The organism is Streptomyces sp. NPDC048197, assembly GCF_043202395.1.
Lineage (GTDB): Bacteria > Actinomycetota > Actinomycetes > Streptomycetales > Streptomycetaceae > Streptomyces > Streptomyces siderophoricus.
Genome location: NZ_JBIDAJ010000051.1, coordinates 33394 through 47702 on the forward strand (window position 1 = coordinate 33394; position 14309 = coordinate 47702).

Here is a 14309-nt window from a genome sequence, read left to right on the forward strand (position 1 = left end):
GATCGGCAAGCTCCTTCGGCGGCCGCTCGGAACTGCCGGGCGACCCGGCGGCCCAGCGATCCGTCGCCCGGCCCACCGCGACCCCGCGACCCGCCGCGCCCCACCGCCCGCCTCGCCCACCTACGCCGGCGCCGCCAGCAACGGTCTCGCCCGTTCCCGCAGCTCCACCACGCGCGGCTCGTCGCCGTACGGTTCGAGGCGGTGCAGCAGGTCGCGGACGTACTCCGTCGTACGGGCCGAGGAGATCCGGCCCGCCACCTCGACCGCGCGGGCGCCCGCCGCGCAGGCCGCGTCCAGATTGCCGGACTCCAGTTCGGCCACCGCGGACACCACCAGCCGCAGCCCGTGCGAGCGGACGAACTCCTCGGTCGGCCGGGACAGCGCCTGCTCGGTGAAGCGGCGCACCTGGCGGGGCAGCCGCAGGTCGCGGTAGCACTCGGCCGCGTCGGCGGCGAACCGCTCGTACGAGTAGAAGTCCAGCCACGACGGGTCGGGGTCGCCGCTCCGGGACCGCTCCAGCCAGCCCTCGGACGCCTTCAGCGCCACCTCGCAGGCGCGCGCCTCACCGGCCTTGGCCTGGGCCCGCGCCTCCACCAGGCGGAAGAAGCTCATGGTGCGGGCGGTGGCCAGACCGCGGTTGCGCTCCAGGGCCGCCTGGGCGAGGTCGACGCCCTCGTCGGCGAAGCCGCGGTACGTCGCCTGGAGGGACATCGAGGCGAGGACGTACCCACCGAGGGGGACGTCGGCGGCCGCCCGGGCGAGCCGCAGCGCCTGGATGTAGTAGCGCTGCGCGGCCTCTTGCTGGCCGGTGTCGAAGGCCATCCACCCCGCGAGCCGGGTGAGCTCGGAGGTCGCCCCGAAGAGCGCCCGGCCCACCTCGTCGCTGTACGAGGCGAGCAGCAACGGCGCCGCGTCCACCCGGAGGCACTCCGGCACCATGGAGGAACGCCAGTCGCCGCCGCCGTACTTGGAGTCCCAGCGGCGCGCGTCCTCCGCCGCCTCGCGCAGCTTGCTGACGTCGCTGTGCCCCACGTGCTGCGGGATCCCGGCGTCGCCGGCCGCCGCGGCGTCCTTGTCGCGCGCCTCGGCCGCCTCCCGGGCCACCGAGCTGTCGGCCGGGGATATCAGCCAGCGCGAGGCGGGGGTGGCGTACGCGCTCACCGCGAAGGATCCGGCCAGGCTCTGCCAGATGCCGCCCCCGCCGGCCCGTCGTCCGGCCAGATCGAGACGGTAGAGCTCGGTCGCCGAGCGCACCGCGGCGCCGACATCGCGCGGGAAGGCCAGCCCGACCTCGGGCGCAGGGTCGGCGTCGGCCAGCCCGATCTCGTGCAGCGGCACCGGCCGGCCCAGTTTGCTGCCGATCGCGGACGCGATCAGATGGGGCGCGGCGCCCTGCGGCACCATGCCCTTGGAGACCCATCGCGCCACCGACGTCTTGTCATAACGAAGCGTCAGCCCGCGCTGCGCGCCGAGGTCGTTGACCCGGCGGGCCAGTCCGGCGTTGCTGATACCCGCGAGGGCGAGAACGGTGCCGAGCTTCTCGTTCGGCCCGCGTATATCCCTGGACATGCGCACCCCTCGACACAGCGACGGCCGCCCCGCTACCCCGGGGCATGCGTCCACCCAGAGTAGTTCGCCGGATCCCGACCGTTAAGGGCCGGTGTCCCGGATGGCGAGATTCATGTTCAGACAGGGGTGCGGGATCTGGCATGTGCTCCGGGTACGTGTGCCCGTGCGCCCGGCCGTGCGCGCTGGTTGCCCGACCTCGGGAGCGCTTCCATGGCTGGTGCGTGGGTCGGCCCGCTGCACTGGATCCAGTGGGCTGGGGGACACCGTCACCTCATTCCCCGCGGGTGACGGTCCGGTCCGGGGGGCGAAGCCCGCCTCCCGGACCGTCGCGCAGGCCGTCCGTCGTAGGGTCGTGCCACCGGTTGACATGCGGCCCGTAGTTGTCAACTGCACCGTGCCGTACGGACTTTGGCCGAAAATAGACGGGTGATGATTTCGCGCCGCGGCGCGTCGAGGAGCGCCGCGCGGGCGCCCCGGGGGCCACACGGGGGGCCTTCCGGGGGCGAGTTGGCGCATCGGTGGACCAAATGCCCCGCCAAGATGGCCAGTTGCCGGGTTTGTCGACGTATCGCGTGGTGCCGCGCCGCGGGTGTGCCGTCCACCGTACGTGCCCGCCGCCCGCCGTCCGTCGTGAACTGCCCGTATACGTCCCGCCGCGACGTCTCCGGCGCGCCGTTGTCATGGCAGCATGGTCGCCACTACGGGCGGCAAGGCCGTCACTACGGCTCGGCGACAGCTTGGCGATCCGCGGTACGGGGCGGCCGTTGGCCCCGGTGGGCGGGTGATTCGGGTGGAGGCGGCATGCGCTGGTTGGTGGGGTGGAGCAGTGCCGCCACGAGGCCGTCCGCCGCGGACCCGGAGGGCGTCGGCAGCCGCACCGTCCTCCCCGTGGGTGCGCAGATCCTCTGGGGCGATCCGGACCCCCTGTGGGCGGTCGGCGACTGGCGGCCGGACGAGGTCCGCGTCGTCCAGGCCGACCCCGAGACCCGGCTTGCCGTCTTCGGCATCTGCGGGGCCACCGACGACCAGCTGCGGGTCGGCCTGTACGCGGCCCGCGGGGGCGCCCTGCGGCACCTCACCGCCTGGTCCGGCAGCTACACCGCGGTCGTCCAGATAGGACGGCGGATCACCGTCACCGGTGACCTGGCCGGCGCCCGCCCCGTCTTCCACACCCCCTGGGCGGGCGGTACCGCCTACGCCACCGCCGCGCTGCCGCTCGCCGACCTGATCGAGGCCAGCCTCGACATCGGCCACCTCGCCGCGCTGCTGGCCTGCCCCGACGCCCCCGAGGCGCTCGGCGCCGGCACCCCGTACGAGGGCGTCCGCCGGATCCCGCCCGGCCACGCCCTCGTGCTGCGCGGCGGCGCCAGCGAGATCACCTCCTACGAGCCGACCGCCTCGCTCGCCGTCGCCGCGCCCCAACTCCCCCCGGAACAGGCCGTGGACGGGGTCCGGGACGCGCTCGTCGAGGCCGTCCGTGCCCGGCTGGCGGTCCCCCGGCACGCCCCCGACCCGGACGGGCTCGACGGCCTCGATCCCGGCCCGGTGCCCGGTATGGGGCCCGCCGAGCGGCGCGCGGCACGCGGTGCGCCGGCCCCCGGCGTCGGCGCCGACCTCTCCGGAGGCAGTGCGTCCGGAACCCTCGCCCTTCTGGCCGCCGGTCTGCCCGGCCGTCCAGGACGCCTCAACGGCCATGGGGAACGCCTGCTGGCCGTCACCTTCAACGACCGCGCCACCAATGGCGCGCGGGCCCACCACGACGCCGAACTGGAGCGGGCCCGCAGCATCGCCGACAACCCGCGGCTGCACCACGTCGTCGTCGCCGCCGGGGAGGAGGCCCTCCCGTATGCCGACCTCGAAAGCGGCCCGCTCACGGACGAGCCCGGGCCCTCCCTGACGGTGGCGGGCCGCCACCGGCGCCGGCTGCTGGCGGGCAGTGCGGACCATTTCGTCGGGCACGGCGCCCGGCAGGTCCTCGACGCCCATCCCGCCCGGCTCGCCGACCTCCTCATGGACCGCCGCCGGCGCCATCTCCTGCGGCCGGTCACCGCGCTCGCGAAGGCCGACGGCCCGTCCGCCCAGTCCGTCCTGGTGCCGTTCACCGTCTACCGGGCGGCGCGGCGGCTCGCCCGTACCCCGTACCCGGAGGGCATCACGGAGGCCGCGCGGCGCCTGCTGGAGCGGCAGTTCGCCGACGAGCCGGTGACCGGCGGGGCGGTGGACGCCTCGCTGGCCGCGCTGACCTGGTGCCGTCCCGGGCCCGCGGCGCGCTGGCTCACGGGCGAGGCGCTGGCCGAAGTATCGGTTCGCCTCAGCGAGGCGGCGTCCCGTACGGCCGCGGTCGGGCGGCCCGGTGAGCGGCGGGCCCGTGCGGCGCTGGCCCGGCAGGCCGCCGACCACCGGGTCTTCGAGCAGGCCGCGGAGGTCCGCAGCCAGCGGCTGCACGCGCCCTTCCTCGACAACCAGGTGGTGCTCGCCTGCCGCGCGCTCCCGGACACCCTCCGGGTGCAGCCGGGGGCCCGGGCCGCCGTACTGCGCTCCGTACTGGCCGGCGCGGGCGTACGGGACCTGCCGCCCGGCTGGGGCGCCACCTCGCACGTCACGCACGCCGCGGCGGTACGCGCCGGGCTGCGGGGTGCGGTCGGCGACCTGGTGCAGCTCTTCGACGCGCCCCTGCTGGCCGATGCCGGCCTGATCGAGGCGCGGGTGGTCCGCACCGCCCTCCGCGCGGCGGCCGAGGGCGCCGCGCTCCCGTTGGACGGGCTGGCGGAACTCGTCGCCACGGAACTGTGGTTGCGCCGCCTGGTCGCCCGCCGCGGGAGCTGCTGGACGGGGGCGGAGGCGCCGCGCCAGAAGGCGGTCGCGGGCGGCGTGGTGCCGCGCGCCCGGCTGTCCTGAGGGCGCGTCCGCGAGCCCCACTCCTGCCTTTTGCCCTGGGTCGGGCCGGAGCTACGGGGCGCGCGGCCTATGTGCCCGGCCGGGCCGCGCGTGCGACGGCGGGGAAGACACACTGCGCGCCATGGGCGTACGCCGGGACGCCGGTCCGTTGGCGTCGCCCGCGCCGCCGGCGGGCTCAGCGGCAGCTGATGCGGGCCTCCGCCCAGTCGCCCAGAGCCACCGCGTCCAGGGGCGTCGCCGGGTCGACGACGAGGCGCAGCGTCCTGCGGCCGGTCAGGGGCACGTGGACCGGGACGGCCGGCCGATTGCCGCGGACCACCGGGGACCGCCAGAGCCGCTCCCCGTCCGCGTACACGGAGAAGCGCAGGGCGCCGATCCCCAGGCTGAGATCGTCGACGCCCACCAGGGCGTCGTAGGAGGTGCACGACCGGTTGAGGTCGATGAGGACGGACGACCCGGCGTGCATGGTCGCGCCGTCCGCGTAGGTCGTCCCGGCGATCTCCGGCGACCGGCGCTGCCACAGCCAGCCGCTCCCCAGGGTGCGCACCTCCGGTTCGCTGCCGTCGCCCATGAAGTCGTGGCCGAGCGCGGCGACTCGGTACGAGGTCGAGGCGGGCTCCGGCGGCTCCGGCGGCTCCGGGCGCGGCCGGGGCGGCTCGTGCGGGGGCTTCGATGGGGGAGCCGTCGGTGCGGGCGTACGAGTGGTGGGCGTCGGGGCGGGCGCCGGCCGGGACGGTGCCCGGCGGTGGGCCGAGGGGTGCGACGGGGTCGGCTGGGGGCTCGGGGCGGCGCCGGCCGCCGGTGGCAGCGGCTTCGCCGGGCCGGGCGACGGATGGCGCGGCGCGGCGGGGGCCGGCCGGTGCGGTGCGGCCCGCGGGTGCGACGCGGGCGAGGGGTCGCCGCCGGCCAGCGCGAGCGCGAGCGTCACCCCGGCCACCACCACTCCGACCCCGATGCCGACCTTGACCGGCGCGCCGAGCCCCTCACCCGCGACGGCGCCACTCACGCCACCTGCGCCACTCGCTCCGCTCGCGCCACCTGCCGCACCGGAACCGCCCGTTGCCGCGGCGGCCGCACCGGCCCCGGCTCCGGCCGCCCCCGCGACCCCGGCCACCGCGGCAGCCGTCTTCACGGCGTACCCGGCGGCGAACCAGCCGATGACCGCCACCGGCAGCACCGCACCGATCCGCTCGTTGACGTGCTCGACCTCCAGCGCCGCGGTACGGCACCGGGCGCAGCCGTCCAGGTGCTCGCGCAGGCCCCGTTCGGCCCGCATCCGCAGCCCGCCGCGGGCGTACGCGCCGAGCCGGTCGGCGTACCGGGCGCAGTCCCCGCCGGCGGTCAGCGACTGGCTGACGTGGGCCTGCAGATACGCCTGCTTGAGGCCCTCGCGGGCGCGGTGCGCCAATACGGCGGTGGCGTTCGCGGTCAGTCCCAGCAGCGGGGCGACCTCGCTCGGCGACTCGTCCTCGACCGTGGTGTGCCACAGCACGGTCTGATAGCGCTCCGGCAGGCTGCGGAACGCCTGCACGGCCATCGACTGCTCGGCCTCGTGCATGGCGTGCACGTCCGCACCCAGGTCCAGGGTGCCGTCGTCCAGCGCCGCACCGGCCGCGGACACCGCGAACACCGCGAAGTCCTCGACCAGTTGCTCGCGCCGGGCGGTCTTCGCCCAGGAGGCGGCGACCCGGCGCACGGTCGTCAGCAGATAGGCGCGGACCGCGGTGGTGGGTCCCGCGCCGCCGCGCACCGCCTGCAGCGTCCGGGCGAAGACCTCACCGGTCAGGTCCTCGGCGGTGTGCTCGTCGCGGCAGCAGTGCCGGGCGTAGCGCCGGACCGCCTCGGCGTGCCGGCGGTACATCTCCTCGTACGCGCTGTCGTCGCCGGCCCGCATGCCGGCGATCAACTGGTCGTCGGACGCCGGGAGTTGACCCCTTTCGGCCGCTCCTCCCGCGGCGCCCCGGACGCCCCCCGGCCCGCCGCGCGGCGTCGCCCGGCCGGCCCCGTCCCGCTGCGGCGGCACGCTGGGGCCGTCGCCCGCCGGGCCGCCGGCGCGGGCCTGCCACCCGGCCGGCCCGCCCGCCGGGGTGGCCCCCGACGGACCGGCCTGCCCGGGCACCTGAGGGGGCGGCGCCGTCCCGGACCCGCCCGGCCCGGTCTCGCCGTCGCGTTGCTCGTCCCGCCCGTCAACACCCATCGCCGAGGCCCCCGAAGCCGCCGTCACACCCGAATACCGCGCAAGCGTGCCACATCGGGCGGTGGCGGCTGGGGGCCTCGTCCGTCAACCACTCATCCGGGGAGGGCGTCCGCCCGCCCGCACGGGCGTTCACCCGTACGGGCCATATGGCGCAATCGGGTCATACGCCACGGGAAACCCGTACGGGCCACATCGCGGGCCGAGGCCACCGCGCGCCCGGGACACCCGGGACCGGGACCAGCAGGACACCCCACCGGAACTGGTCCCCCTCCACATCACCGCCCCGGGCGCGAGCGCAGTCCCTCCAGCAGGATCTCCAGCAGCCGCGCGGAGGCGGCCTGCTGCTGACCGGGGTCGGGCAGCGCGGGCGCGCCCGTGGCGATCACCAGCAGGACGTCCGAGACCGTCACGTCGGGCCGCAGCTCACCGGCCGCCCGGGCGCGCTCCACGAGCCGTCCGACGACCTCCAGCAGCGCCTCCGCGCCGTTCGTCGCCTCGGCCGGACCGGGCGCCGGTTCGGCCGCCGGGCCGTCCTCGGGCCCGCCGCGCCGCTCGACCAGCCGCAGGTCGGCCGGCCCGCCGTCCGGGCCGGGCGCCATCCGCTGCTGCGGTACCCGGGCCTCGCCGAGGCCGTCCGCCGCGGCGTCCGCCCGGTCGGCCTCCGCGCTCACCCGCAGGATCCCCGGCGGCAGCAGCCGTCCGGCGCCCGAGGCGACCGACGTCCGCAGGAAGCGGGACAGCGCCGACCACGGGTCGTCCTCCTGCCCCAGCGCCGCACGCGCCTGGTCCGTCAGCCGGGAGGTCTCCTCCTCGGCTATGCGGCGGACCAGGACGTCCTTGCTCGGGAACCGGCGGTAGACCGTGCCGACCCCGACCCGGGCGCGCCGTGCCACGTCCTCCATGGGCGCGCCGTAACCCAGCTCGCCGAACACCTCGCGCGCGGCACGCAGTACGTGTTCCAGATTGCGCTGGGCGTCCACCCGAAGCGGTGTGGTCCGTCCGCCCGCGCCCGAACCGGCACCGAGGCTGCCGCCGCCCCCATTGCCGTTGGTGCCGTTCGTCCCGTTCGTGCCGTTGTTGCCGTGCATGCCGCTGCCGCCGTCGGTGGCGTGCGCCATGGCGACGGCCGTCGGCCATTGAGAGCCCTGAATGGTCATAGTGATCCCCCGGTAATGACGTCTCCCCCCGGAGACTCCCCGCCCTGACTGCCGGGACGCACCGACGAAAGGGTGCACCCCAACGAGATACGAACATAGTTGAGCCCGCGTCAAGATTGAAGGGGGCCTTCCGCACGGTGCGCCCCCCGATCGGCCCAACGGACTGATCCGCCCGGATTATGCCCCCGTACGCTTTCCGCCACCCGCCCGCTGACCAGCGCAGCTGGGCCCGGCAGCCCGGAGGGTGCGGCTCCGTCCCCAGGGCGGCGCCCGGTCATACATTTCGACGGGCCTGTGGACAAAGGCGCTGCCAGGGTGCGTCATGGAACAGTGCTGCGCTTTCCCGGGAGCGCGGCACCCGAGGGTGGTCGCGCCGCCGGCCGGCCGCCTGATCGGCGCCGCCCCGGGCCCGGTCGACACCGCGAGGAGAACCCCTGTGAAGGCTGTGTCTTCGAACAACGTGGCCCGCATTCTCGTCGTCGGCGGTGGCTACGTGGGGATGTACACCGCCCTCCACCTGCAGCGGAAACTGAAGCAGCAGCTGCGGGAGGGCTCCATCGAGGTGATCGTGGTCGATCCCGATCCGTATATGACGTACCAGCCGTTCCTGCCCGAGGCCGCGGCCGGTTCCATCTCCCCGCGCCACGTGGTCGTCCCGCTGCGCCGCGTCCTGCCGCAGTGCACCGTGGTGGTCGGCGAGGTCACCGACATCAACCACGACGAACGCCGGGCGACGATCGCCACCCTGGCGGCGGAGGAGTCCGGCGACGGCGCCATCGAGGTGGTCTACGACGAGCTGGTTCTGGCCCCCGGCTCGGTCTCCCGCACCCTGCCGGTCCCGGGCCTGGCCGATTTCGGTATCGGCTTCAAGACCGTCGAAGAGGCCATCGGACTGCGCAACCACGTCCTCGGACAGCTCGACATCGCCTCCTCCACCCGCGACCCGGCGGTCCGGGACGCCGCGCTGACCTTCGTCTTCGTGGGGGGCGGCTACGCGGGCGTGGAGGCCCTCGCCGAACTGGAGGACATGGCCCGCTACGCCGTCCGCTACTACCACAACATCAAGCCCGAGGACATGAAGTGGATCCTGGTAGAGGCGACCGGCCGGATCCTGCCCGAAGTGGGCGCGGAGATGGGCCGCTACGCCGTACGGGAGCTGCGCGGCCGCAACATCGACGTACGGCTGGAGACCCGCCTGGACTCGTGCGAGAAGCGCGTCGCCCAGCTCAGCGACGGCTCCCGCTTCCCCACCAGAACGCTGGTGTGGACCGCCGGCGTCAAACCGCACCCCATCCTGGCGGCGACCGACCTGCCGCTGACCGACCACGGCCGCCTCAAGTGCAATGCCACGCTCCGGGTGGACGGCGTCGAACACGCCTGGTCGGCGGGTGACGCCGCGGCGGTCCCCGACCTGACGGCCGAACCACCCGCCAAGCCCGACGAGCCCCGCCCCGTGTGCGCGCCCAACGCCCAGCACGCCCTCCGGCAGGCCAAGGTGCTCGCCGAGAACGTCGCGGCGACGGTGTGCGGCGGCACGGTCCAGGACTACCGGCACAAGTACGTCGGCTCGGTGGCCTCGCTCGGCCTGCACAAGGGCGTCGCGCACGTCTACGGGCGCAAGCTGCGCGGCTACCCCGCCTGGCTGATGCACCGCGCGTACCACCTCGGACGGGTGCCGACCTTCAACCGGAAGGCCCGGATCCTGGCCGAATGGACCCTCGCGGGCCTGTTCAAACGCGAGATCGTCTCGCTGGGCTCGCTGGAGAACCCGCGCGCCGAGTTCGAACTCGCCGCGGGCACCGGCCGGCACAACGAAGCCAGCTGACGCGCCGTAGGGACAGAAATTTTGACCTGACGTCAGCCCCGGGCGGGCCGGTGGTTGCGGAGTGCGGAACTCCACACCGGCCGCCGGGCGTCTGACGGATGTCCGTCCGGTCGGCCACACTGGACGTGTGACCATGGGTGGGCTCGTATCTGCAAAGAGTGACAATCACGAGGATTCTGGAAGTTTGCTGCATTCCGCAAAAGGGCGCCGAGAGCGCCCCCAGCCGACCCTCCCCCGGCCCGTCGCCGGGAGGTCCCACCATGCCGACGGCCCGATCCCGCGCGACGACGCGAAGTAAGAGGTACCCCTCCGTGATCTTCACGCGCTGGAGCGCCAAACTCCCCGGCACACAGCGGCGTGCCGCCGCGCGGTCCGACCGCGCCGCAGCCCGCCCCGCCGCCGGTACGCCGGCCACCCCACCCACCGCGGCCCCGGAGCCCGCCGCCCCGCCCGCGTCCGCGGACGGCACCCCGGCCGCCCCGACGGCCGCCACCACCGGCTCCGTCCCCGCCGCCCGCGCCGAGCGCCCCGACCCGGCGTCCGCCCAGGAAGCCGCGCCCGTGACCCTGTCGCCCACCGTCGACGCGCTCTCCGTCCACGACATCCTCGGCACCATCCCCGCCCTGGTCGCCGTCGTCTACGGCCCCGAGCACCGCCTCGCCTACGTCAACGGCGCCTACGCCTCCGTCTTCGGCCCCCGCCCCGCCGGCCACACCGCCCGCGAGGCCCTCCCCGAGCTGGACGCGCTCGGCCTGCTCCCCCTGATGGACCAGGTCCTGCGCAGCGGCAAGCCCCGCACCGTCAAGTCCCGCAAGGTCCCCGGCGGGGCCGGCGGCGACCGTTCCCGCGGCGGCTACTACACCTTCACCTGCACCCCCATCGAGGTCGCCGCCAGCGGCCCGGCGCCCGACCCCGAGGTCGCCTGCGTCGCCCCGCACAAAGGCGTCCTCGTCTTCGGCGCCGACGTCACCGACCAGGTCGAGTCCGCCGAACGGCTGCGCGCCAGCGAGGCCCGCCAGCGCGAGGCCGCGGTCACCCTCCAGCGCTCCCTGCTCCCCCAGGAGCTCGAACAGCCCGACGACCTCCGGGTCGCCGCGACGTACCAGCCCGGCGGCACCGACGCGGCGGTCGGCGGCGACTGGTACGACGTCATCACCCTCGGCGCCGGCCGCACCGCCCTGGTCATCGGCGACGTCATGGGCCGCGGTGTGCGCGCCGCCGCCGTCATGGGCCAGCTGCGCACCGCCGTCCGCGCCTACGCCCGCCTCGACCTCCCGCCCCACGAGGTCCTGCAGCTCCTGGACGGCCTGGCCGCCGAGATCGACGCCAACCAGATCGCCACTTGCGTCTACGCCGTCCACGACCCCAACGAGGGCCGCCTGGCCTACGCCTCGGCCGGCCACCTGCCCATCCTCGTCCGCGACCCGGACGGCACGGTCCGCCGCGCCGCCGAGCCCACCGGCCCACCCCTGGGCACCGGCGGCTGGCTGCACACCTCCGGGTCCGTCACCCTCGGCCCCGGCGCCAGCGCCGTCCTCTACACCGACGGCCTGGTGGAGCGCCGCGACAAGGACATCGACGACGGCGTCGAGGCCCTGGAACGCGCCTTCGCCGGCGCCGCCGGCCCGCCCGACATCGTCTGCGACCGCCTGCTCCGCTCCCTGGGCATCACGGCCGCCCACGACGACGACGTCGCCATCCTCGTCCTCCAGCACCCCGAGCGCAGCGGCCACGACGCCGAGCTCTTCCACAACGCCGCCCTGGAACTCCACGGCGGCACCGAAGCGGCCCCGCGCGCCCGCGCCTTCGCCTCCGGCGTGCTCGCCTCCTGGCGCTTCTCACCGGAGCTGCACGACCTCGGCGTCCTGGCGGCCAGCGAGCTGGTCGCCAACTCCCTCCAGCACGGCACGCCCCCGATGCGGCTGCGCCTGCGCCGTACGGACCGCCGGTTGATCGTCGAGGTCACCGACGGGGACGACCACCTCCCGCGCCGCCGCCGCGCCGAACCGGTCGACGAGGCGGGCCGCGGCATCTCCATCGTCGCCACCATCGCCTCGTCCTGGGGCTCCCGCCGGACACCGGGCGGCGGCAAAGCGGTCTGGTGCGAGTTCGCCCTGCCCCGAAGCTGATCCGGCCAGGCGGACGAGGCCGTCCTCAGGGGCGCCTGAACGGGTCACCTGAAACGGGCCGCCTCCAGCGGGCGCCTGAAACGGACGGTCGGCCGCGGACCCCCCACGGGACCGCGGCCGACCGACACCTGCCGGACCTCAGGCCCCGCAGACCACCGACTCCGCCTCGGCCGGCACCCGCGCCGCGGGCACCACCGCGGCCGGCGCCACCCGGTGCGGGTTGTCCTGCCAGGGCCGCAGCATCCGGCCCACCCGCAGCGACAGCGCGGTGATCCCCAGCGCGCACACCACCAGCATCACGATGTACGCGCCGTACATGCCATGACCGACCATCAGGGCACCGGCCGCCGGCCCGACCGCCAGCGCCAACTGCTTGACCAGCGCGAACGCCGAGTTGTACTGGCCGATCAACGAGGCCGGCGCCAGATCCGCCACCAGCGGCGCCACCGTCGGAGACAGCATCGACTCACCGATGCCGAACAGCGCGTACGTCGAGATCAGCAGCGTCGTCGCCACCGCCTGCGCACCGTGCACCAGCCCGGACAGCCCGGCGGCCAGCCAGGCCACCGTCCAGACCATGCCGACCAGCGCCATCACCCGGCTGCGCCGCCGCCGCTCGACGAGCTTGAGCACCACGAACTGCGCCGCCACGATCGCCGCCGTGTTGGCCGCGAGCGCAATGCCCAGGCTGGCCGGCGGTATTCGGGTCACCTCGGTCGCATACGCGGCCAGCCCCGACTCGAACTGCCCGTAGCAGGCGAAGAACAGCACGAACCCCAGCAGGCAGACCCACATCATCCGCCGGTCGGCGAACAGCGCCCGCCAGGCGCCCGCGGGCCGCTCCTCGCTCGGCACCGCGTCCTCGACCTTCGGCACCCGCGGCAGCCGCACGGTGGCCACCGCCGCGCCGAGCACCAGGAACATCACGGCCTCGATGGCGAACAGCCGCACGAAGCTCGCCGCATGCGACTCGTCGACGAGCAGCCCGCCGACGAGCCCGCCGACGCCCAGCCCCAGGTTGTTGAGGAAGAACTGGGTGGCGAACGCCCGCGACCTGGTCACCGTCGTCGAGCACCACACGATCATCGTCGCCAGGGCCGGCTGGACCACCGCTATACCGGCACCCAGCGCCGCCGCCGAGGCGATGACCAGCGGTTCGGTCGACGACAGGCCGAGGCCCAGGGAGCCGATCGCGGCGGAGACCGTACCGACGATGGCCACCGGCAGGGGGCCGCGCCGGTCGATCGCCCGACCGGTCAGCGGAAGCACGGCCAGCGCGGCCACGGCCAGCATCGCCAGCACGACACCGGCCGTACTGGCACCAAGGTCGCGCACCTTCGCCACATAGACGTACAGATACGGAACCGTGAAGCCGTTACCGAACGCGCTCAGCGCGTTCCCGAGCTGGATCCGGCGCAGCGCGGCGCCCATCGCGGTGGTCACACTCACCTACCTAGGTCAGGTCATCAAAGACATAAGGGACAGTCGAAGGGGCTGGACAGACGCCAGGGTGAGACACGCGACCCGGACAGTTGTCATCCGGACGGTCTCACCCTGAAGACTTGAACGCTCTAGACTTCGAAGCTAAAGAGTACACGGAGAAGAACTTCAACGCCAATCACTTTCATGTCATACTGCGCCGCATGCCTGAGCCCTCCGATGCGGTCGCCGACGCTGCCGAGCCGTCCCTCGAGGAACAGATCGCGGCCTACCAGCGCGAATTCCAGGACCTCGACCCCCAGGTCGAGCAGGTCGTCTCCGCACTCCAGCGCCTCAACCGCCGGATGAACGTCGCCTACGGGCGGCAGACCTCGACCCTCGGCATGAGCAACGCCGAATGGGAGGTCCTCAAGGCCCTCGTCGTCTCCGGCGCCCCCTACCGGATGGGCCCCGGCGAACTCGCCAAGCGCCTCGGCCTGACGCCGGCCGCGATGACCCACCGCATCGACCGGATGGCGAACGAAGGACTGGTCACCCGCGAGCGCGACGAGAACAACCGCGTCCGCGTCATCGTCGAACTGACCCACGAGGGCCGCGAGAAGTGGCTCGCCGCGATGCGCATGGCCTCGGTCTTCGAAGAGGACCTCCTCCAGGACCTCTCCGACGAGGAGCGTCAACTCCTCGGCCAGGTACTCACCCGCCTGCTCCGCCGCGTGGAAGAGGCCCAGCCGGACGCCGGCGGTCGCCTCACCGACCTCGACTGAGGAGCGACCCGCCCGACGCGGGTTGACACCGGTCACCCGGATCTATAGTGTCCTCCGAGTTGCCACAGCGCCGGAACGGTTCTGCGGCAGCCCTTCCGCCGCCTCGCGGCACACCACTACTGCACGGCCCCTCACCGGGAACAATTTCGGCATGCCGAAATTCGGACCGTGGCGCGATTATGCGTCGACGAGGAATTCCGCTAACGTAGTGAGCACGCCGAAAGGCGCGGCAAAACCCCCTCCGACGGGGAATCGGAAACGAATTCGGACCGGTAAACGGAACGAACAAGATCTGATAGAGTCGGAAAGGCCGAAAAGCGAAAGCCGAAC

The 14309-nt window shown here is 74.3% G+C and carries 8 protein-coding genes; 4 read left to right on the forward strand and 4 right to left on the reverse strand.

Annotation, left to right across the window (positions count from 1 at the left end; all coding sequences use genetic code 11):
• Window positions 1–120 precede the first annotated feature (120 nt).
• A complete protein-coding gene (locus ACGF4C_RS36650; RefSeq protein WP_030415920.1) occupies window positions 121–1569 on the reverse strand; it encodes a hypothetical protein in 1449 nt (482 codons plus the stop codon).
• A gap of 801 nt (window positions 1570–2370) precedes the next feature.
• Here ACGF4C_RS36650 and ACGF4C_RS36655 point away from each other — a divergent pair.
• Window positions 2371–4467: an asparagine synthase-related protein gene (locus tag ACGF4C_RS36655; protein ID WP_393572530.1), complete on the forward strand. Its 2097-nt coding sequence runs from the start codon at window positions 2371–2373 to the stop codon at window positions 4465–4467.
• Window positions 4468–4642: 175 nt separating this feature from the next.
• Here the strand turns inward: ACGF4C_RS36655 and ACGF4C_RS36660 are convergent, their stop codons facing one another.
• Window positions 4643–6664, reverse strand: coding sequence for a sigma-70 family RNA polymerase sigma factor (locus ACGF4C_RS36660; RefSeq protein WP_393572532.1), 2022 nt, complete (start codon window positions 6662–6664; stop codon window positions 4643–4645).
• Between the two features lie 275 nt (window positions 6665–6939).
• Window positions 6940–7821 carry a TetR/AcrR family transcriptional regulator gene (locus ACGF4C_RS36665; RefSeq protein ID WP_393572534.1) on the reverse strand — a complete coding sequence of 294 codons (882 nt, stop codon included), beginning with the start codon at window positions 7819–7821 and terminating at the stop codon, window positions 6940–6942.
• 436 nt (window positions 7822–8257) lie between these two features.
• Here ACGF4C_RS36665 and ACGF4C_RS36670 point away from each other — a divergent pair, with 436 nt between their 5' ends.
• Window positions 8258–9646: an NAD(P)/FAD-dependent oxidoreductase gene (locus ACGF4C_RS36670; RefSeq protein ID WP_393572536.1), complete on the forward strand. Its 1389-nt coding sequence runs from the start codon at window positions 8258–8260 to the stop codon at window positions 9644–9646.
• Window positions 9647–9957: 311 nt separating this feature from the next.
• Window positions 9958–11775 carry a SpoIIE family protein phosphatase gene (locus ACGF4C_RS36675; RefSeq protein WP_393572538.1) on the forward strand — a complete coding sequence of 606 codons (1818 nt, stop codon included), beginning with the start codon at window positions 9958–9960 and terminating at the stop codon, window positions 11773–11775.
• A gap of 138 nt (window positions 11776–11913) precedes the next feature.
• Here ACGF4C_RS36675 and ACGF4C_RS36680 read toward each other — a convergent pair whose 3' ends face one another.
• Complete coding sequence (locus ACGF4C_RS36680; protein WP_393572546.1) at window positions 11914–13218, reverse strand: MFS transporter; 1305 nt, start codon at window positions 13216–13218, stop codon at window positions 11914–11916.
• A 200-nt stretch (window positions 13219–13418) separates the two neighbouring features.
• Here ACGF4C_RS36680 and ACGF4C_RS36685 point away from each other — a divergent pair, with 200 nt between their 5' ends.
• The gene (locus ACGF4C_RS36685; RefSeq protein ID WP_393572540.1) at window positions 13419–13979 is read left to right on the forward strand and encodes a MarR family winged helix-turn-helix transcriptional regulator; all 561 of its coding nucleotides are present in this window, start codon (window positions 13419–13421) and stop codon (window positions 13977–13979) included.
• Window positions 13980–14309: the final 330 nt, after the last annotated feature.